Below are 21,942 nucleotides of genomic sequence, written 5' to 3'. Positions count from 1 at the left end.
GGCAAAGATAGGAAATTATGTAGGGTAATGTTTATTTTAACCTTTTATAAACATGTATAGTGTGTATTTTTTTTTGTAAGTTGTGCAAAATTTATGCGACCCAAAAATCTATGTGTACAGTAACGTTGATTCCCACCCAAGAAAACGGTTTTATATTAACCTCTAATCGCGATGAAGCATTAAACAGAAAAACTTTAGTTCCTGAGTTTTATCAAGTTGATAAAACTAGAATGTTATTTCCGAAAGATGCAGTAGCTGGAGGGACTTGGATTGGAATTAGTGATAAAAATACAATGATTTGTCTTCTTAATGGAGGTTTTAAAATTCATGAAAGATTAGCTTCTTATAGACAAAGTAGAGGAGTGGTGGTTAAAGATTTGTTAGGTGCTGATAATTTACAGGATGCAATTATGAATTATGATTATAAGGGCATTGAACCGTTTACTATAGTCGCTGCAAATTGGCAATCAGAATTAGAGTTTTTTGAATTAGTTTGGGATGGTAAGCAAAAACATTTCAGGGTACTAGATAAAGAAATTTATATTTGGTCATCTTCGACTTTGTATACTTCCGAAATGAAGGGTAAAAGAGAAGATTGGTTTGAAGTGTTTGAAAAAGAAAATGTGTTAACACCAGAAACACTTCTAGATTTTCATAAGAATGCAGGGGTAGGAAATAAGGATATAGATTTGCAGATTGATAGAGGTTTTTTAAAGACTAGAAGTATAACTCAGGTTGTTAAAAATAACGAAGAAGAACTTACCATGCGTTATGAAGATCTTCAGAATTCTGAAGTAAACATTGTTACTTTTGAAGCGATAACAGCTTGAAATTGAGTGATAAACGCAATCTTGCATTTGAAAATACGTATAATATTAAAATTTTAAGCGTGTGATGAATTACACGGGTAAAATAATTTCCCTAGCTTTTCCAGATACTTTTGTTCGTTTTTCTGACGAGGAAAAAAAATCTACCAGTTTGTTACAATTCTTTGGGTTGGGCAAAGGTGGTGTTATTAAGGCTGGTCATGCTGCTTTTGTTTTAATTGAGAATAAAACAGGAGTCGCAGAGTACTATGATTTTGGCCGTTATATAACTCCGCCAGGTAAAGGAAGAGTAAGAAGTGCTGAGACTGATGTGGAGCTTGAAATTCCTTTTAAAGCGACTTTTACGTCAGAAGGTAAATTGTCTAATGTTGATCAGTTTCTTTTGTGGTTAGAAGCACATCCTGAAAAAACCCACGGTAGTGGTCGATTAGTCGCATCCGTATGTGATTATATATATTACGATAAAGCAAAAGAATATGTGTTAGAAATCCAAAATAAAGGAAGTATTCCATATTCTACGTTTAGAAAAGAAGGTAGTAATTGTTCTAGAATAGTCACAGATACCATTTTAAGAAGCACTGATAAATCCAAAATAAGAACCCCGTTATTGCGAAATAAATTGTTTACTCCAAGTCCTTTGGGTAATGTAGAAAAGGGATCTATGGAGAATAAAATTTATCAAGTAGAAAGTGGTAATCTAATAGAATATCCAAATTCTGTTTTTATAGAAAATCTCACTAATTATTTTGATAAGAAAACACCAAATTTAATTCAAAAGAATAAAAGTATATTACCTGATTTTTTAGAACAGGCATGTTTTCTCACAGGAATCGGTAGTGGAGCATATTTTGTTATGAAAGAATCTTCTGAAAGCTCATTTTTTGAAATAAGGAGATATACAGAGCTTGGGCAAGAGGATTTTAGAGGGTTGTTTGAACCTAGATCAATGTTTGTTTATGGTAAAAACTATAAATTCGTTTTTGATTCACATTGTAAATATTGTCATATCGAACAGGAAGGGAAAGTTATAAGATTTGATCTCATAAAGAGGCTTAGTTCAGAGCAAAAGGAGAACTTAGTTTAAAACTAGGGATGATTACTTTAAATTTTCTTGTAGAGGTAAAATTAACCATGTTATAGTGTCCTTTCATTGAGCCAAATGGAGAGCTTAAAAGGCATCCACTATTGTAAGTGTGCGATTCTCCAGGTTTTAAAACGGGTTTTTTTCCAATAACACCTTCTCCTTCTACAATTTCAGTGTTACTTAGCGCATCTTTTATTTCCCAAAAGCGAGAAGTAAGTTGTACCGAATCTTTACTTTGGTTTTCTATAGTTATACGGTATCCAAAGGCAAAGTGCATCTTATAGTTCTTAAAGAACGTGCCTTCAAAGGTGGTGTCCACCGAAATTTTTATACCTCTGGTTACTTGTTCAACCATATTAAAAAATAAACATTGATCCTATGATCGTAATTAAAGATCCTATACTTGCTAAGATAAAAAATAATACGTTCACTAACAGAAATTTAACAATAGTTTTGGCTCTTTTTTGTTGGTAAAAATTACGCATCGCCTTATAGAGGTAAAATAGAAAAATGAACATTGCAATGCTGGATGCAACTTCACTTTTGGTAATTTGATCAATCAAAATAGCAATTCCCATAAGGATGAAAAACATGGTTTGTGTATGAAAAATGAATACAAGATGTTCCATGTAGTTAAAAGGTCTTCTTATATATATAATCCATATTGTTAACGCAAAAAAAGGAAGAAAGAAAAAGATTATGAAAGGTAGTTTGTTGAAAACAAACTTAAGAAGCTCCATCGGATTTTCATTAAGATTTTTTGTTCTGATACTCCTTTTGTAAAGATATTTAGTATATCCATTTTTAGAGTGCTTTAAACTGTCTAAAGCAATAATAGCGGATAATTGCTCGGTTTTTTTATAATGTGATTTATATGTTTCCCAACGTTTGCTGATAGCAGTAAACATACCCATGGTGTCCAACTGTTTCTCACTAAAATATACATAATCATTATCGGCCTTATTGTCAGAAGTTGATGTAGTATCATTAGTTGTTGTATCGTTTTGTTGATCCTTATCTTGATCAGATAAATTTATCTCTAATACTTCTTTGTCTTGATCATTATTCTTAGTAATTATAGTGTCAAAATCAATAAATAAACCACTTATAATAAAAAACATTATTGATACACTAAGGTAAAATCTAAACGGGTTAGCGTATTTTACTCTTCTTCCTTCGATATAATCTTTAGAGATCATTCCTGGTCGAAATAATAAACCAACCACAGTATGTCTTAATCTGGAGTCATACGAAAATATACTAGCAAAAAACTCATTAAAAAAATCCTTAAAAGACAGTTTTTTAGTAGTGTTTATTTGGCCGCAGTTATGACAATATCGATCAATAACATCTAGAGGTACGTGGCAGTTTAAGCATTCGTTTCCTCTATGTTTTTTAAGAAATCTCCCCTTTTCTTTCATGTGTAGTCCATGGTTTGCGTAATGGGACTAAAATAATAGTATTTCGTTACAAAACATAAAAATTCTGAATGTCTTTAAAAGAGATTAAAATAGGTGTTATTTAATATAGGTGATACTAGTAACAGCGGTATGGCTTAAAGAGTATTATTGCTGTGTTTAATATTGAAAAATTTGTTAGTAATAAAAAGAAACAACTAATAGAAAGTACGTTGTCAATTTTGTTAGCTCTGGTAATCAAAAATGAAATGTAGGTTTTAAATTTCTCAGTTTGTAATATTTCTAGAATTGCCTATACCTTTGCCTATTGCTCTATCATATCTTGCTCCTGGTGCTCGATAATAAGGAATGATCATATATTCGTTTTCAGTTTCATCAAAATTTCCACTAATAAAACCTGGATCTATAGTGCCATCTGACTTTACTAAGACATATTTATAATTATTAAATCCTTGTTTAAATAATTTTTTCCCGATGTAAATTCCATTTTCCTTATCGTAAGTTAATCGAGTTGAATCATCTGTAACATAGTTGTTGAAATTTCCATATAAATGGATTTCTCCTCCATTAAGAGGTTCGTAGCATTCTAGAGAAAAGTGCATCCAAACATAGTCAGCTTCTGTGTTACTGTTTTCGGCTCTTAAATTTCTTACAACAAAACTACCGTTGATGTCTGGGTAATATGTGTATATTCTATTGGCTCTAACAATATCTGTGTACAGGTAATTGTGATATATTTTCTGGAGATCGATACTTCTTATATTGGCAGTTGGTGACCTTACTTCTTTGCTGTCAAAGAAAAGATATTCATTGCCACCCCAAAAACTGGATTCTACATCGTATTTGTATACTAAACTATTCGCAATTGTAAATTGTGGTACGAGATCTGTAATTGCATTTTTTAAATCATTATTTTGAATCACTAATGTTTTTAAATTTCGTTTTGGATTTTTTAAAATTTCATTAGGAGAGCTTATTTCAAATTGTACTGATTGTCGAGTGTCAATATATTTTAAGTCTCTTGATCTCTTTGTGTAAACCTTTATGTTAGTTATACTTTCGTAGACTATAAATTTTCGAGAGAACACTATTTCGTCATCCTCATCATAAATTTCTATCATATAATTACCGCTTACTTTCAATCCTTTTGTGTCTTCGTTCGGTATTCTTAGTGTATAATTGCTATACATCTGTAGTGTGTTAAAAGAATTCTCGTAGTTTACGATTCTAATATCATCAAAGCCATTTAAGTATTCGTTTTTATATAAAACAGAAGGAGTCCAGTCAAAATTATAATGAGTGATTTTATAGTAGTAATCTACTTCATCGCCATTGATATCGTCAAATCTAATATGAAGAGGCTCTCCGAGTTTTAAAATAGGTGTTCCGGAAAATTCTTCGCTACCAAATAGCTGAATGGTTTTGATGTGGTCAGGAGGGTTTACTTCATTTGTAACTTGCTGAGCTGTAATAAAAAATGAAGAACTACTAAATATTCCTAGAATTAGTAAGAATTGTTTAAGATTTTGTGACATTAAATGAATTGTTAGCTGTGTAAAGATAAACAAAATGTATGCCTAAAAATGAGTTGGTGATTTTAAAGCCTAAAACTCGTTATTTAGAAACATTATAAATAAAATCTTATAAGAGTGGTAGCTTTCACTTACGTGTTTTAATTATTAAATTTGCACGATTTTTTTAGTTAATTAACATAGACTACAAATATGTCAAAAGACATTCGTATCAGAAAGGGCTTGGACATTAAGCTTGTTGGCGAAGCAGAGAAAGTTACTGCAGAAGCTACCAAAAGTAATGTTTACGCAATTAAGCCTGACGATTTTCACGGTATTGTGCCAAAAGTTATTGCCAAACAGGGTACAGAAGTTAAAGCCGGCGAACCCTTATTCCACTCTAAATCTAATGAAAATATGCTTTTTCCTTCACCAGTAAGCGGTGAGGTTGTGGAAATTGTTCGCGGTGCTAAACGAAAAATATTAGCATTTAAGATTTTAGCAGATAAAGAACAACAATTTACAGACTTTGGAACAAAGGATGTAAAGTCAATGAATGGTGAGGAGATCAAATCTCACTTGCTGTCATCGGGTTGTTGGCCTTTTATCAAACAACGTCCGTATGATGTTATAGCTAATCCGGATGTTGCTCCTAAAGCAATTTTTATATCTGCATATGCAACAGCTCCTTTAGCAGCTGATCTTGGGTATGCGCTAGATGGTAAAGAAAAAGAGCTTCAGACAGCGGTAACTGCGTTAAGTAAGTTAACACAAGGAGATGTTCATGTGTCTGTAGGGAAGAAGGATAATTCACCTTTTAATGGGTTGGATAATATTACTGTACACAATGTAAGTGGTCCGCATCCTGCTGGGAATGTTGGAGTACAAATAGCAAAAGTAGATCCAATAAATAAAGGAGAAGTTGTGTGGGTCGTAAATCCACAAGATCTTGTTATTATTGGAGAGTTGTTATTAACTGGTAAGTTTAACGCGGAGCGTATCATTGCGTTGACTGGATCTTCAGTAAAGAACCCAAAATATTTTAAAACTAAGATCGGAGCAGAGGTTTCTTCTGTTATTTATGATTCTGGTGTTAAAGATAATAACATAAGGGTTATCAGCGGAAATGTTCTTACAGGTGATAATGTAAAGCCTGATGGTCATTTAGGATTTTATCACGATATGATTACTGTGATTCCAGAAGGAGATGATTATGAATTGTTTGGTTGGAATAAACCAATTTTCAATAAAATATCTCCATCTAGAGCGTTGACTTTTTCTTGGTTGTTTCCGAATAAAAAATATGATTTAAATACCAATACAAATGGCGAACATAGGGCGTTTGTTGTAACTGGTAATTACGAAACTGTTTTTCCTTTAGATATTTATCCATTGCAAATCTTAAAAGCTTGCGCGGTTAATGATCTAGATGCTATGGAACAATTAGGAATGTATGAAGTAGCTCCTGAGGATTTTGCATTGACTGAGTTTATATGTGTTTCTAAGCAACCACATCAGCAGATCATTAGAGAAGGACTAGATTTAATGTTAAAAGAAATAGGATAAAGTCATGGGTTTAAAAAGTAAATTACATAACTTAAAACTTAAGTATAAAGATAAAAAGATGGCACCTGCATTTAATGCAATCCATACTTTTTTATATCTGCCAAATGAGATTACACATTCAGGATCTCACGTTCGTGCTGCAGATGATTTAAAACGTACCATGAATACTGTAATCATGTCATTAGTACCGTGTTTAATATTTGGTATGTTTAATGCAGGTTATCAGCATCATTTAGCGTTAGGTGAGATAGAAGCAGCTGCAAATGGTTTTTTTAGTGCTGCATTTTGGTCATTTGATAATTTAGTTATCGGATTATGGAAAGTTTTACCATTAGTAGTGGTTTCTTACGGAGTAGGATTAGCGGTAGAATTTTTATTTGCAGTAATTAAGGGACACGAGGTAGAAGAAGGATATTTGGTTACAGGAATGTTAGTTCCATTAATTGTTCCTGTGGATACTCCATTATGGATGTTATCAGTAGCCGTTATTTTTGGAGTGGTAATAGGTAAAGAGGTTTTTGGAGGAACTGGAATGAATATTTTAAATCCAGCACTAACAATTAGAGCCTTTTTGTTTTTCGCATATCCAACTTGGATGTCGGGAGATAAGGTTTGGGTACACGGAGCCGTAGATAGAGCGAACGAAATTGCTGGAGGAGCTCAATTAGATGCTATCTCGGGAGAGACTGTTTTAGGAGGATTAGCACAAGGAAAAAATATCTTAGGTTCTGGAGATGCTACATATTCGGTTATGGATGCGTTTTTCGGATTTATTCCAGGTTCTGTAGGAGAGACTTCAGCATTATTAATATTATTAGGAGCAGCTTTCTTAATCTTTACAAAAATAGGAAGCTGGAGAATTATGGTAAGTGCTGTATTAGGAACATTGGTTATGGGACTAATTTTTAATGGAGTTACCAATGCTGGTTGGATAGCAGAATCTAGTAAGTTTTATGCATTAATGAATCTAGAGTTCTGGAAACACTTAATAGTAGGAGGTATTGCTTTTGGTATTGTCTTTATGGCTACAGATCCTGTAACAGCTTCTCAAACCAATAAAGGAAAATGGATTTACGGATTCTTGATTGGATTTATTTCAATATTAATTAGAGTGTTTAATCCAGCATATCCAGAAGGTGTGTTTTTAGCAATTTTATTGATGAATGTATTTGCACCTACAATTGACCATTACGTGGTTCAAGGAAATGTTAAGAAAAGAATGAAACGTCTAAAATTAAAAACTGCTTAGTTATGGCGATTAATACAGATAAAAATTCATATACAATTATCTTTGCAGTTGCAATGGTAGTTGTGGTAGGTTCTATATTAGCAGGTATATCTTCGGTACTTAAACCAAATATAACGGCTAATAAAATCACAGAAAAGCAGCAGAATATATTATTCGCAATGGGGATTTCGGATACGGAAGATCCTAACGAATTTGTACCTGCAGAAAAAGCACAAGAATTGTTTGATAAATATGTAGGAGATGAGCAATATATCATTACTGGAAATTCTGCTAAGAAAACAACTGATGCTTTTAATATAGAAGTGAAGAAGGAGAATGATAAGGTAAAGCAGGATCCAAATTATGAGCGAAAAATGCCATTGTTTATTGGTAAAAAAGACGGTCAGGAGTTTTATGTTGTGCCTATGAGAGGAAATGGTCTTTGGGATGCAATCTGGGGATATGTTTCTTTAGATAAACAATTTAAAACTGTGAAAGGTGCCTTTTTTGATCATAAAGGAGAGACTCCTGGTTTAGGAGCTAATATCAAAGAAGCTTATTTTAGAGATGACTTTATTGGAGAGAGTATTTTAGATGCTTCTGGAAATTATAAAGGAATTACAGTAAAGAAAGGTAATGGAGATCCTAAAAACGTAAGAAAAGATGATAATGCAGTAGATGCTATGGCGGGAGCTACAATTACCGGAGATGGTGTAACTGCAATGGTGAAGAAAGGAATTAAGATGTATCAACCTTATTTCGAAACTTTAAAAAAATAACAAATGGCTGAAGTAACAGAAGAAAAAGTTGAAGTTAAAGTAAAAGAGCCTAAAGAGCCATTGTTTTCGAAGAAAAACAATAAATTATTAACAGATCCTCTAGCGGATAATAACCCTATTACTATCCAGGTATTAGGTATTTGTTCTGCACTTGCAATTACTGCCCAGTTAAAGCCTTCAATAGTAATGGCTATCTCGGTAATCTTTGTACTTGGTATTGGTAATGTTGTGATCTCATTAATGAGAAATATTATCCCGTCAAAAATTAGAATTATTGTACAGTTAGTAGTAGTAGCTGCTTTGGTAATTGTAGTTGATCAAGTATTAAAAGCTTTTGCTTATACATTGAGTAAGGAGCTTTCGGTATTTATTGGTCTGATTATTACCAACTGTATTATTATGGGACGTTTTGAGGCTTTTGCTTTAGGAAATGGACCATGGAAATCTTTTCTAGATGGTATAGGTAATGCGGCTGGATATGGAGTTTTATTGATAATTGTAGCATTTTTCAGAGAGCTATTAGGATCAGGGACATTGTTTGGTGCTAAAGTATTGGGAGATCCAATAGAGAAAACTGGATTGTATGCTTTCGGTTATGAAAATAACGGTTTTATGGTATTAGCCCCGATGGCTTTGATAACTGTAGGGATCATTATTTGGATTCAGAGAAGTAGAAATAAAGCACTAATCGAAGATCACTAGAAAGTTCACAATTGTTAGTGGTATGAAGCTATCACTGGCAATTTAAAAATTATAAAAAATGGAATATTTAGAATTATTTTTAAAAGCGATCTTTATAGATAACATGGTATTTGCATTCTTCTTAGGAATGTGTTCTTACCTTGCGGTATCTAAAAAGGTATCTACTGCTGTGGGTCTAGGAGCTGCAGTTATATTCGTTTTAGCAATTACAGTACCTTTAAACTTTTTATTAGATAAGTATATACTTAGAGAAGGTGCTTTAATATGGTTAGGTCCTGAGTACGCAGATTATGATTTAAGTTTCTTAACATTCATCCTTTTTATTGCTACGATTGCTACGATGGTACAATTAGTAGAAATTATTGTTGAGAAGTTTTCACCATCTTTATATAACTCATTAGGTATATTCTTACCATTAATAGCGGTAAACTGTGCAATCCTTGGTGGATCATTGTTTATGCAACAAAAAGAATTTCCAGCAATCTCTCATGCTGCGGTATATGGAATTGGATCAGGAATTGGTTGGTTCTTAGCAATTCTTGCTATTGCTGCGATTAGAGAAAAGATTAGATACTCTAATGTTCCTGCTCCATTAAGAGGATTAGGAATCACTTTTATTCTAACTGGACTTATGGCAATTGGATTTATGAGTTTCGGAGGAATGCTTACAGGAGGAGATGAAGAGGAATCAAAGAAACAGGAAACTGTTCAGATAGAAGAGAAAGCTGCTAAAGAAGTAGCAGAAAACACTAACGTTTCAACACTTAAATAATATGATATTTTTAGCGTCAACACTTGGAACAATCGCTATCACCATTATTTCGTTTTTGGTACTTACTTTGGTATTGGTAGGGATTTTATTATTTGCAAAAGATAAATTATTACCATCAGGACCTGTAAAAATTACTATTAATGGTGAAAAGGAGATTGAAGTTGCTTCTGGAGGAACTTTACTATCTACTTTAGGAAATGAAAAAATATTTTTACCATCTGCTTGTGGTGGAGGTGGAACCTGTATTCAATGTGAGTGCCACGTATTAGAAGGTGGAGGAGAAGCATTGCCTACAGAAACACCACATTTTTCTCGTAAGGAATTACAACATGGAGCACGTTTAGCTTGTCAGGTGAAGGTAAAACAGGATATGAATATCGAGGTTCCAGAAGAGGTATTTGGAATTAAAAAATGGGAAGCTACTGTTGTACGTAATTACAATGTAGCATCTTTTATCAAGGAATTTGTTGTAGAGATTCCTGAAGATATGGGATATAAAGCTGGTGGATATATTCAGATTGAAATTCCTCAATGCGAGATTAAATATTCGGATATTGATATTACTGCACACCCAGAAGAACATGAAACACCAGATAAGTTTCAGGCAGAATGGGATAAGTTTGGTCTATGGCCATTAGTAATGAAAAATAATGAAACTGTAGAAAGAGCTTATTCTATGGCTTCTTACCCAGCAGAAGGAAGAGAGATTATGCTTAATGTACGTATTGCTACTCCGCCTTGGGATAGAAGTAAGAATGGATGGATGGATGTGAATCCTGGTGTGGCATCTTCATATATTTTTGCTCAAAAGCCAGGAGATAAAGTAACTATCTCTGGACCTTATGGAGAATTTTTTATCAATGAGTCTGAAGCTGAGATGTTATATGTAGGTGGTGGTGCAGGTATGGCACCAATGCGTTCTCATTTATATCACTTATTTAGAACCTTACAAACAGGACGTAAAGTTACGTATTGGTATGGTGGACGTTCTAAACGTGAGTTATTCTACTTAGATCATTTCTATGATTTAGAGAAAAACTTCCCTAATTTTAAATTCTACTTAGCACTTTCTGAACCTTTAGAGGAAGATAACTGGAAGGTGAAAAGTGATATAGATGCCGAAGGAGATGGATTTGTTGGATTCATACATAATTGTGTAATCGATAATTATTTGAATCATCATGAATCTCCAGAAGATATAGAATTGTATTTCTGTGGACCTCCATTAATGAACAAGGCTGTTCAGAAAATGGGAGAAGATTTTGGTATTCCTGATGAGAATATCAGATTTGATGACTTTGGAGGATAGACACATAGTGTCATTTAAATAATTAAAAACCGATATGTATTAGTATCGGTTTTTTTGTGAACTATTGTCTCTCCCAGTTTATATTCTATAGAGTACACCAAAATAGAAGTTATTTAAGGAAATACTAGCATCAATGCTATCTCTTTTATTCGTGCCTGTATCTCCACTAGAGTTACTAAAATTGTCTTTAATATTCGAATATCCAATTCGACCAATTCGAGAAGTTAATGAAAGATCTTTGTTAATAAATATATTTATTCCAGGAGCTGCTGTTACACTATAATTTTGAACTTTATTAGTATAACTTGTTAGATCATTAACCTGAAATACTCTATCAGAATCTATTGTGTTTTTTGTATAACCTGCTTCTAATTCTATAAATAATGAAACTCTTTTTTGAGGAGTGAAATAGTATCTTCCGAAAAGACTAGTGCTATATCCTCTTCCTTTAGATGTATAATCATAAAGATCATTATCAAAACTTTCTGTTTTGGAACTAATATATCCAAATTTTAAACCGGTCATAAAATGCGATGATACGAAGTAACCTATTTCGGGGATGATGCTAAAATTATGTCCTTTCGTTTCGAATCGATAAGCATTACCATCTATATCATTTCTAAAAGAATCAGAGTTTTGATAAGAATAACTCATAGTTCCAGAGATGGTAATATCTCCCTTTTTAAATCCAAATGAAGAATTTTCTTGAGCATAAGTTGTGGATAATGTTAGTGCTGCGATTAGAAGTAAAAATGTTGTTTTCATATTGTCTTGTTTAAATTTATGTTGTGAATTACTTTAAAGACAAAGGGAAAAAATAGATTGTTTATTAATATTTTGTTAATTTATACTTGTATATTTAATTAAAATAAAAAAGAGAAATCATTATTGATTTCCCTTTTACCTATTGGCTAAATGTTTATATATGAAAGACTTTAATTCATATTAGTACGTTGCATAAGATTGTTTTAAAATATTTTGATATATCAATAACAGGTTACATCACCTAGATAATATCTGCCTCCATCAAGAAATGTTTTATCATTTTTATAGCTGACACGAAGGTTTTCTTTACTGCCATTTCTGTAATTTAAATTTAGATATACGCTACCGTTTTGATCGATAAATTTCCAGGTGCCATGACTTTGTCCATTTTTTCTGTAGGGATCAAAATTAGGATCTGTAAAGTTTAGATAACTACTACCATAATAAGTAAAGGTTCCATTAAGGCATAGATTAATTTCTTTGCTTCGTTCATAACCACCTCCGCCAGGAGTATTAGAATAATAACTTTCTGAATAAATTAATTTATTACCTCCTAAATCTTTAGTTACTTGAGCGGCATTTAGTCCATTAGAAGCGTTATTAGATAGTTGAGGAGCATAGAAACTAACACTATTTGCTACTTCTCTCCCAATTTGTAGCGTTCGATTAGAAAATAAATCAGGGCTTATTAAGGAAAAAACAACAATACCTTCTCCATAAGAATTGAGTAATCCAACGGCATTTCCTTTTACTTTTTGATTATCTATGACACCTTCATACATGCCTTCCACCATTGTATTCGATAATTTCTTGAGGTTATTATTTAAACTTAAGGTAACCCCTCCTTCTTGTAGTCCTAATTGCATAGTATCTTGAAGTTCTTTTAGATTTTTAGCAGGATGTGTTATAAGTGCTATTAAACCTGATTCTTGCTGGGATCCCATAATAAATATTTCTTCTACTTCTTGCCCAACCCAGTTTGTAGGGATATTAAAAGTAACACCTTCTTCTTTATATGCTACACGACCTGTTAATTGCCCGTATATACTGCTAGAAATTATCATGATGATATATATAAGTTTTTTCATGTTTATTTTTTTATAGTCTACAGCCTTCTCTAGTAGAGATCATCTCTGTAGTTGGGTTATACAAATTTCCTTCAGTGGTGATTTCTTTTTGTTCTGCGAGTGCGATACTAGCATAGCTTGCTAAACTGCAATAATCTTCAAGAATTTCATTGTTGAGAATGTCAAAGCCGGTCGATACATTTTCTAAGCCATTGAGCTGGATAGTGGTTAACTTATTATTTTGCGCTATTAAAATCTTATCAGCACTATTAATACTTGGGAAAAAAATATGTTCTAATTCCCTGTTTTCACTGATCTCTAGAAAAAAACTTTCGCTATTACCAACTAAATTTTGAAAACCATTGATAGTTATCAAATTCTGGTTACGGGAAATTGAAAGTTCGTTTTCAATAGTTGTAATAGTATCCATATTAATTTCAGTAGTAAGGGGGTTATTTATTATTTCTGCTCTGGAAGCTTTTATTAAAGCAGGAAGTTGTATGCTTTCTAGATTAAAATTACCACGGATTAATAACCCTATAGAATGAAAAACTTCATCAAAAATATTTCCGTTTACTTCTTCTAAATTGGGCAATATAATGCTAGTTAAGCTAATGTTTGAAGCTACCCAAAAGAACCCATTTATTACACGTATTTTTTCAAGAATCGAAATGTCACTTAATGAATCGTTTTCAATAATAGAAACGTACCCATCCATTGTGAAATCTATATTTTCAATTCCTGTAAGATTTATAAGTAGTGGATTTCTTAGAATGAATAGTCCTTTACTTATTTTTTTGATTCTCCTAAGACCTTCTAAATTTCCTATAAAGTCATTATTCCTTATATCAAGGTTTCCTTGCATAATTTCTACGTTTTTAAACCCTTCTAAATCAGAAAGATTTGTGCCTTGTATGATAAGATTTCCATTGATTTTATTAAGTGATTGTAGTCCTTCGCTATTAGGATCAGCATAGTCTATGAGAGAAAAATTTCCTGTAACTTGGGTATACCCTGCGTTGGCAAATGCTTCCATTTCTTGAAGGTTTTTTATTTCGTAATCTCCTTCAAAAACTTTTTCATATACCTTAAAACCTCTAATTTCTGAACTGCTTCTCATTTGGCTGTCAAATGCACTAATCTGCCAATAGTAGGTTTCTCCAGTAGTTAAATAATCTATAGTATAATTTTCTTCTGTATAATCAACCGCTAAGGTTCCTAAACTTTCTGGGTTTTTTCCGAACCGAACAATATATCGTAACGGATCATTTTCTTGATCCATTCCTTTCCAGGTTAGGGTAATATTGGTGAATTGTTGTATTACTTCACCATTATCGATACCTAAAAGCTCAATAGTAGGAGGCGTATTATTTTTTTCGCCAATGCTAAAAGTGAAACCACTGATTGTTGTTAATCCGTCTGTATCTTTAGCTATTATGCTACCTTGGTAGCTAGTTTCATAGGATAAATCGTCTATTTGATAAGATGTGTTTTCTTCATTGGTGCTAATACTTTCAGAATTTAATATTATTTCATAAGTGACTTGTTCTCCTTCTGGATCTGTAGCTTCTGTCCAAGAAATAGTGACATCATTATTTATGACTTCTGTTGTAACAGTAAAACTTGTAGGTGGTTTGTTTTCTATAATTACGTCATCATCGTTAGAACATCCAATAAATGATAAGGCTAGTATTGTGATAAAAGTGTATGTTGTTTTCATTTTTGATATGGCTTATAATTATATAGCTAAGGTCTAAAATGAAGTAATGCGAAGAATCAGTAATATATTGTAAATGTGTGTACTAGGGTAAACCCTGAGTTTTTTTGATCAGCTAAGATATAAAACCCATATTCATAGCATTTTTTATAAGTCCAGCGGCATTTTTAACACCGAATTTTTGTAATAAATTGTTACGATGACTTTCTACTGTTTTAATGCTAACTATTAACTTTTCTGCAATTTCGGAATTTGTCATCTCATCACTAATGAGCTGTAATATTTCTTTTTCGCGTCGAGTTAGTTTAGGAACACTTTTTTTGGGTTGCGGAGAGCCGATACTGTCATTTAATAAAATAGTTTCCACAGAACGAGGTAGGAATGTTTGATCATTCATAACGACTTTAATTGCATTTACTAATTCTTCTTGTGTAGTGTTTTTTAGAAGATATCCTTTTGCCCCACTACGCAGCATGTTTTTGATAAAACCAGGTTCTGTATAATTACTAACACCAATAATTTTTAGAGAAGAATATATTTTTGATAATTCACCGCATATTTCTATTCCATTGGCATTCTTAAGATTAATATCTAAAAGTAACACATCGGGAATTTCTTTTTTTAAAAAATCATAGCAGTTTTCTTTATGAGTAAAACTATTAATTACATCAATATCAGTTTCAGTTCTTAACATGGATTCTAATCCTTCTATGATCATTTGATGATCGTCTAAAATGCATATTTTAATCATGAGATTTTCGTACTAGTTAAGTAAGGAATAGTAATGATAAAAGCACTGCCATCATTTCCTGAGTTTATATGTAGATTACCTTTTAAGAAAGAAACTCGCGACGCAATATTTTGCAAGCCAATTCCATTTTTGACGTTTTGAGTATCAAATCCTTGGCCGTCATCTTCTACAGTTATTTCTAGGACCTCTTCGGTGCTATTTAATTGCACTAAGACCTCAGAAGCTTTGGCGTGTTTTGATATATTATTTAATAATTCTTGAATGATCCTGTAAATAGCTGTTTCTTTCTCACTATCAAAAGAAAATAAGTTTCCAAAATTCTGAAAATCTACTGTAAAAGAATTTGTTTGTTGTACTTTGTTACAATATTGCCTAATAGCTTCTAGTAGGCTGAAATTATGCAACGATGGAGGTGCTAGATTGTGAGAAATTCTACGCACCTGATCAATAGCATTGTCTAGCATACTTATAGCTTGATTATGCACACCGGTTTCGGTTTCTGAGAATGTTTTTTTGTCAAGAGAGTTTATTTTAAATTTTATGACAGATAGGTCACCATTAATTCCATCATGTAAGTCTTGAGCTAACCGTACTCGTTCTTTTTCTTCTCCTGATACTAGGGCTTCTAATTTAATAATTTCTTGTTGTTTCTGAAGGTTTTCAATTTGTTGTTGTTTTCTTTTTTGACGTTCTTTATTAAACCAAAAGGTTATTCCTAGTAATAATGCTAAAATACCACCTATGATTACCCATAGTGTAACTTGGCGTTGTTTTTTGATGATATCTAATTCCTGATTTTGAATCTGAATTTGCTGCTCGGCAATTGCCCTTTCCTTTTTTTCCGTTTCATAACTGACCTTTAGTTCGTCAATATTCTTTTGGCTATTGATCTTAAAGATACTATCCTTATAACTGATATATTTTTTATACGCTTCTAGAGATTTTTTATGATCGCCAAATTGTTCGTATAATTTACTAAAAGCAAGATTGTTATCAGATATGAGAGAAGGGTTATTAATCTGGATCCCAAGTTCATTGGCTTTATCTAAATAGCTTAGAGAATTTGTATAATCATTTAATTTTGAATAGATCGTACCTACTGCTCTGTTAGATAAAACCAGTTCTAGTGTATCTTTAAGTATTTCGTTTATTTGCAACCCTTTTTTTGTGTAATGGAGAGCACTATCCAATTGATTCTTTTCTCTAAAAATTATTCCGATATTATGATAAGATCTAGAAATTTCTGCCTTATTATCTGCTAGGCTATTAGCGTGTAAAGATTTTTTTAAATAATAAATACAAGAATCTAATTTATTCAGTTGGGCATAATCCACGGCCATGTTATTCCAAAATACACCTATTTGATGTCTAATTTTTTTGTTTTTAGTATTTTCAATTAAGTGGATTACATTTTTTTTATATTCTATACTTTTTAGATTATCACCAAGTTTAGAATAGGTATTGGCGATATTTACACTTTTTGTGATTATTCCATCGTTGTTGGATTCTTTTTCGTCTAATTTAAGCCCTACAAAAAAATATTCTATTGATTTTTCATAAAGTCCTTCTCGTTGGTATGTTATTCCTAATGAGCTATATATGATGGATTTATCTAGGTCATGTTTTTCAGCAAGTTCTAAGGCCTCGTTTAGTATTTGCTTTGCTTTGTCGTAGTGGTTTTGATACGCATTAACACGTCCTAGTACTTCTAATGATCTTCCTTTAAATGATATTGAATTATTCTTATTAGCTAATTCATTCAGTTGTATAGCATACACCATCGAAGAATCTAATTGCGTAAATAAAAAATCAAAAGCTAATTTTTGTGTAAGTTCGAAACGAATTGAATCGTTTTGTGTATTACTAAGTAGGTTTCTCAAACTATCAATGCTTTTTGTTTGAGATATACCAACCGTCCATACTAGTAAAAAACAGATGAGAACAATGTTATTTTGATGATTTTTCAGAAGTGATGAAAGGTAGTTGTTTGTCATACTCAAAAATATCAAATTTAAATCATATGGTTATCAGGGGATTAATTGCTTGTTTAATACTAGGGTTTACCCTGAATTTCTAATTTCTTATGAGAATAAACATTAAATATCTTTTAAAATAACTAAAAAAGCCGATACAGCATTGTATCGGCTTTTTTAGTTTTGGTTGTTTTTTTCATTTTTTTGCTTATTAGACTCTTTTAGTTATATTGTTTAAACCTTTATTAAATTTTGCATGCTAGATCTCGCACAAAGAATTATAAAACAAGCTAAAAATCAATATAGTACTTCACTTGATTTAAGAAATTGTAATCTTACCAAAATACCAGATGAAATACTTGAAGTAAAAGATTTGAGCATTCTTAATTTACGTGGAAATAGTATTTCTGACTTATCTTTTTTGGAAAAAATTGATAGCTTAAAAGAACTTGATATAAGAGGTAATGTTGTAGATAATATTTCTTCCCTAAGAAATCTAAGCAATTTAGAAGTTTTAGATATAGGTTATAATAGTGTTTCTGATTTTTCACCTTTAGCTAATTTAATAAACCTTAAAAAGATTTGGTTAGAAAATAATAATATTTCAAACATATTTTTTTTAGAGAAGTTGGCTAATCTAGAACATATTAATCTACAAAATAATTGTATTAATGATCTTTCTTATTTAACAAACCTTAGTGGTTTAAAGTCTATCGATATTCAGAATAATAATATCTCGGACTTTTCCTTTTTGAAAAAAATAAATTCTCTAGAAATACTGAATCTAGGTTACAATCAAATCTCAGATATTTCATTTTTAAAGAATCTCTCTAGTATAACTTTTCTTAATTTAAGAAATAATAAAATCACTAATGGATTTTTTTTGGAAAACTTGACAAAACTGGAAAATCTTGATCTTGTAGGGAATAATATTAAAGATTTATCTTTTTTGACCAATTTAAAAAGTCTCGAAAAGCTTGATATCCAAAATAATCAAATTTCAAACATCCCTAATCTAGAGCAATTAACAAAAATTCGTTTTTTGGATATTAGTGCTAACAGAATTAAAAATCTCTCTTTTCTCAAAGAATCTATTAGTTTGGAAGTTTTACTCTTAAGCAATAATAAGATTTCGGATTTATCAGTTTTAGATTCCTTGATAAATTTAAAATTTTTAGATATAAAAAGAAATAAGGTTTCGGATATTAGTCCTCTGAAAAAATTATATAGTTTAGAGTTACTTGATTTGAAATTTAACAATATTTCAGAAATTAATTCTTTAAAAGGTTTATCAAATTTAAGATATTTGGATCTTGTTGGTAATAGTGTTACTAGTATTCAACCCTTAATTTCAATTATCAAAAAAGGTGTCCCAGTTAAATGGAAACAGCATTATTTGCAAGATAGCATTTATTTGATGGATAACCCCTTATCCTCACCTCCGCCGGAAATTGTTCAAAAGGGAAATAAAGCTATTATAAATTTTTTCGATGAAATAAATTCTCAAGGAGGAGAGTTTATTTATGAAGCTAAGATGTTAATTGTTGGTAAAGGAGGAGTTGGCAAAACTAGCCTAGTTTCAAAACTATTAGATAGAGATTCCCCTTTGCCAAAGGAAGAAGGAACCACTAAAGGTATTGATATTAGATCATACGGCTTTGTTAATAACAAAGGAATTAATTTTACTGTTAATATTTGGGATTTTGGAGGTCAGGAAATTTATCATGCTACACATCAGTTTTTTTTAACTAAAAGGTCGATTTATATTCTTGTTGATGATACTAAAGATGATGATAGAACGGTTAATGATGCAAGTTTCAAATATTGGCTTCAAACAATTGAGTTATTTGGTGGCAATAGTCCACTTCTGATTTTTCAGAATGAAAAAGGAGGTAGAAGTAAGGATATTGATTTTAAAAGCATGAAATCTCAATTCGATTTCATAAAGGAGCGTTATTCATCGGACTTACTTAATCCTGGTAAAAGCCTGGATGATTTAGAAGAAGGGCTCAAATATCAAATGCAGACTTTGCCTCATATAGGATCAGTTTTACCTAAAAACTGGATTCTGGTTAGAAATGAGTTATTAAATTTAGCTAAAGGGAAGCCTTATATTTCTTGTGATTTATTTCTAAATTTATGTAAAAAATATTCTATAGTAGATAGAGAAAAAGCTTCAGAACTCAGTCAATATTTACATGATTTAGGTTCAATCTTACATTTTAATGAAGATCCTCTTTTACGAAAAACAATTATTTTACAAAATGAATGGGCTACTGCTGCTGTTTATAGAGTTCTGGATGATGAAGAGGTTAAAAAGAACAATGGTCGTTTTACATTAAATAAGGCATCTAAAATTTGGAAAGAATCAATTTATAGGGAAATGCATCCAGAATTATTGGCATTGATGCTAAATTTTGAATTATGCTACGAACTAGTTGATAAAAAAGGATATTATTTAATACCTCAGTTATTGCCAGAAAGTAAACCAGATAGTATTTTATGGAGCTCGGCTAATAATTTACAACTTAGATATAGATATAGATTTATGCCCAAGGGTTTAATTAGCCGTTTTATTGTACGCTCTCATATTTATTTAAAAAATGAAGATAATAGCTGGAAGAATGGAGTCATTCTTCAAAAAGATGATGCAATTGGTCTAATCGAAGAGAAATTTGCTCAAAATTTAATAATTGTCAGAGTAAGTGGGGTAAATAAAAAAGAACTTATTAGTATTATTTCCTCTGAAATCGATAAATTAAATTCGTCTTATGATGGTATAAATGTAGAAAAACTAGTTCCCTGTAATTGTAAAGCTTGTGTTGATTCTGATGAACCACACTTTTATAATTATAATAATATTATAGATCATATCAAGTATGGGAAATATTTAATAGGATGTTTAAAGCCACCATTTGAAACAGTTCATGTGAATGGATTGTTAGATAATTATGAGTATGATAATACCAACTCCTTATCAGATCAATCCAAAGAAACTAAAAATTTTAATTTTGGTTCAGGAAGTATCAATACTATTTACTATAATGATAAAAAAGGGTTGAATAATATTGAAGGAGCTGAACAAATAAGGGAATCATTAATAAAAAATGAAAGAAAGAGCACTAAATGGTTTGAGTTGTGGTGGATGTCACGTTTAGCATTAGGCTTGTTAGGAGGAGTTTTTGGGGCCATATTATTATCTTTTTTTTTCGAATTGGAACCTTTTATTTCGTTTATTATTTGTTTTATTTTGATAACTTCTGTCTTATTATTGAAAGGGAATCCCGAAAGAAGGTTTTTTAGAGCAGCACGGTTTTCGCTTGGATTAGCTATTTCTTTATTGGTTCTTAAGTTGAGTTATTCTTTTCAACTAGAAAAAACACTTAAAGATGGTCAGGTAAAAGTTGCTTTTGAGTGGGCGTCACAATATGATTGGATTATTTCAATAGTTTTAATATTACTTTCAGCATTTTTATATCTCCTAGATTGGAGGAAAGATAGAAATGATAAGAATTAGTAATTTGGTTCTCTATGAAAAGAATTGGTTTAGTTTTGGTAATAATCGTTTTAATACTCATTATTAGAACAACTTCAAAAGGGAAACATCTTACTAACCATGTTAAAGGAGTTGTTAAAAATATAGTTTCAGTTCCTGATTATATTGATGAAGAAGGTGATTCGATTTCTACAAGAGTTAAGCTTCCAGAGGGATATAAAAGAAAAGTATATCCTGATGGTTCTTTTCAGGAATATCTTCGTAATTATCAATTAAAAAAGCATGGGTCACCCATTATTAATTATGATAACACTAGATATTTTGCACAGAATTGGCATGATGCCATTTTAGAAATTCCTGTTCCTGCTAATGGATTACAACAATGTGCGGATGCTTTAATGAGAATGAGAGCGGAGTACCTGTGGGATGCGAATAGACAAGATGAGATAGGATTCAATTTTACTTCAGGGCATTATTGTTCTTGGAAAAAATACGCAGCAGGCTTTCGTCCTAAAATTAAAGGCAATAAAGTAATTTTTCATAAAACAGCTACCCCGAATTCTTCCAAATCAAATTTTTATAAATATTTGAATCTTGTTTATACGTATGCAGGAACTTTGTCTTTATATACAGAATTACCAAAAGTGAAGATAAAGGATTTGACTATTGGTGATATGCTAGTAAACCCAGGAACTCCTGGTCATATAGAAATAATAGTAGATGAAATAGTAAATGATCAAGGGCAGAAACTATTTTTGTTAGCACAAGGAAACACACCAGCACAGAATGTATGCTTGCTTAAGAATTTTGAAGATACTGATATTTCTCCTTGGTATCGATTTGAAGAAAATACTACTATTTATACCCCAAGTTATTATTTTGAAAAAGGTGTATTTATAAGGTTTAAATAAAGTTGCGTTTACTAAATCAAAAGGTTACTTCACTCATTTCTGGTTTTATGAATGATTAATAATGTT

18 protein-coding genes are annotated in these 21,942 nt (G+C 31.6%); 10 read left to right on the top strand and 8 right to left on the bottom strand.

The features are described 5' to 3' along the window. Positions 1-110: 110 nt before the first annotated feature. Together NMK29_RS15745 and NMK29_RS15740 are read left to right on the top strand one after the other, a co-directional pair. Complete coding sequence (locus NMK29_RS15745) at positions 111-830, top strand: NRDE family protein (RefSeq protein ID WP_108801846.1); 720 nt, start codon at positions 111-113, stop codon at positions 828-830. Positions 831-894: 64 nt separating this feature from the next. Continuing rightward, positions 895-1,911 carry a DUF6695 family protein gene (locus NMK29_RS15740; protein ID WP_108801845.1) on the top strand — a complete coding sequence of 339 codons (1,017 nt, stop codon included), beginning with the start codon at positions 895-897 and terminating at the stop codon, positions 1,909-1,911. On the opposite strand, the gene apaG is transcribed toward NMK29_RS15740, so the two are convergent. The 3 genes from apaG to NMK29_RS15725 form a co-directional block, all read right to left on the bottom strand. Next, positions 1,880-2,266, bottom strand: a complete 387-nt coding sequence (gene apaG / locus NMK29_RS15735) for a Co2+/Mg2+ efflux protein ApaG (RefSeq protein WP_108801844.1) — start codon at positions 2,264-2,266, stop codon at positions 1,880-1,882. The genes NMK29_RS15740 and apaG overlap by 32 nt on opposite strands. A 1-nt stretch (position 2,267) precedes the next feature. After that, the gene (locus tag NMK29_RS15730) at positions 2,268-3,332 is read right to left on the bottom strand and encodes a DUF3667 domain-containing protein (RefSeq protein WP_108801843.1); all 1,065 of its coding nucleotides are present in this window, start codon (positions 3,330-3,332) and stop codon (positions 2,268-2,270) included. A 263-nt stretch (positions 3,333-3,595) separates the two neighbouring features. Next, positions 3,596-4,864 carry a DUF5103 domain-containing protein gene (locus NMK29_RS15725; RefSeq protein ID WP_108801842.1) on the bottom strand — a complete coding sequence of 423 codons (1,269 nt, stop codon included), beginning with the start codon at positions 4,862-4,864 and terminating at the stop codon, positions 3,596-3,598. A 189-nt stretch (positions 4,865-5,053) separates the two neighbouring features. On the opposite strand from NMK29_RS15725, the gene NMK29_RS15720 reads away from it, so the two are divergent. From NMK29_RS15720 to nqrF, 6 genes are read left to right on the top strand one after another with little or no spacing between them, the layout of a single operon-like run. Then, positions 5,054-6,406: a Na(+)-translocating NADH-quinone reductase subunit A gene (locus NMK29_RS15720; protein ID WP_108801841.1), complete on the top strand. Its 1,353-nt coding sequence runs from the start codon at positions 5,054-5,056 to the stop codon at positions 6,404-6,406. 4 nt (positions 6,407-6,410) lie between these two features. Continuing rightward, complete coding sequence (locus tag NMK29_RS15715; RefSeq protein ID WP_108801840.1) at positions 6,411-7,655, top strand: NADH:ubiquinone reductase (Na(+)-transporting) subunit B; 1,245 nt, start codon at positions 6,411-6,413, stop codon at positions 7,653-7,655. Between the two features lie 2 nt (positions 7,656-7,657). Beyond that, positions 7,658-8,413 (top strand): Na(+)-translocating NADH-quinone reductase subunit C, encoded by a 756-nt coding sequence (locus NMK29_RS15710; protein ID WP_027395712.1) that lies wholly within the window; start codon positions 7,658-7,660, stop codon positions 8,411-8,413. A gap of 3 nt (positions 8,414-8,416) precedes the next feature. After that, the gene (locus NMK29_RS15705) at positions 8,417-9,115 is read left to right on the top strand and encodes an NADH:ubiquinone reductase (Na(+)-transporting) subunit D (protein ID WP_234424203.1); all 699 of its coding nucleotides are present in this window, start codon (positions 8,417-8,419) and stop codon (positions 9,113-9,115) included. A 58-nt stretch (positions 9,116-9,173) separates the two neighbouring features. Then, positions 9,174-9,887 carry an NADH:ubiquinone reductase (Na(+)-transporting) subunit E gene (gene nqrE, locus NMK29_RS15700; RefSeq protein ID WP_027395710.1) on the top strand — a complete coding sequence of 238 codons (714 nt, stop codon included), beginning with the start codon at positions 9,174-9,176 and terminating at the stop codon, positions 9,885-9,887. A gap of 1 nt (position 9,888) precedes the next feature. Next, positions 9,889-11,196 (top strand): NADH:ubiquinone reductase (Na(+)-transporting) subunit F, encoded by a 1,308-nt coding sequence (gene nqrF / locus NMK29_RS15695; protein ID WP_027395709.1) that lies wholly within the window; start codon positions 9,889-9,891, stop codon positions 11,194-11,196. Between the two features lie 78 nt (positions 11,197-11,274). Here nqrF and NMK29_RS15690 read toward each other — a convergent pair whose 3' ends face one another. The 5 genes from NMK29_RS15690 to NMK29_RS15670 form a co-directional block, all read right to left on the bottom strand. Next, complete coding sequence (locus tag NMK29_RS15690) at positions 11,275-11,961, bottom strand: outer membrane beta-barrel protein (protein WP_108801839.1); 687 nt, start codon at positions 11,959-11,961, stop codon at positions 11,275-11,277. Between the two features lie 221 nt (positions 11,962-12,182). Then, on the bottom strand, positions 12,183-13,049 hold the full coding sequence (locus tag NMK29_RS15685; RefSeq protein WP_159092078.1) for a hypothetical protein: 867 nt from the start codon (positions 13,047-13,049) through the stop codon (positions 12,183-12,185). A 10-nt stretch (positions 13,050-13,059) separates the two neighbouring features. Next, on the bottom strand, positions 13,060-14,748 hold the full coding sequence (locus NMK29_RS15680) for a fibronectin type III domain-containing protein (RefSeq protein ID WP_108801837.1): 1,689 nt from the start codon (positions 14,746-14,748) through the stop codon (positions 13,060-13,062). A 112-nt stretch (positions 14,749-14,860) separates the two neighbouring features. Continuing rightward, positions 14,861-15,496, bottom strand: a complete 636-nt coding sequence (locus tag NMK29_RS15675; RefSeq protein WP_108801836.1) for a response regulator transcription factor — start codon at positions 15,494-15,496, stop codon at positions 14,861-14,863. Further along, complete coding sequence (locus NMK29_RS15670; RefSeq protein WP_159092077.1) at positions 15,493-17,376, bottom strand: ATP-binding protein; 1,884 nt, start codon at positions 17,374-17,376, stop codon at positions 15,493-15,495. Before NMK29_RS15670 ends, NMK29_RS15675 begins: the two co-directional genes overlap by 4 nt. A gap of 349 nt (positions 17,377-17,725) precedes the next feature. Here NMK29_RS15670 and NMK29_RS15665 point away from each other — a divergent pair, with 349 nt between their 5' ends. Both NMK29_RS15665 and NMK29_RS15660 read left to right on the top strand, forming a co-directional pair. Beyond that, positions 17,726-20,986, top strand: a complete 3,261-nt coding sequence (locus NMK29_RS15665; protein WP_108801834.1) for a COR domain-containing protein — start codon at positions 17,726-17,728, stop codon at positions 20,984-20,986. Between the two features lie 14 nt (positions 20,987-21,000). Further along, positions 21,001-21,876 (top strand): DUF4846 domain-containing protein, encoded by an 876-nt coding sequence (locus tag NMK29_RS15660; RefSeq protein WP_108801833.1) that lies wholly within the window; start codon positions 21,001-21,003, stop codon positions 21,874-21,876. Positions 21,877-21,942: the final 66 nt, after the last annotated feature.

This window comes from Aquimarina sp. Aq107 (assembly GCF_943733665.1).
Lineage (GTDB): Bacteria > Bacteroidota > Bacteroidia > Flavobacteriales > Flavobacteriaceae > Aquimarina.
This window is presented reverse-complemented; position numbering and strand designations above follow the sequence as displayed.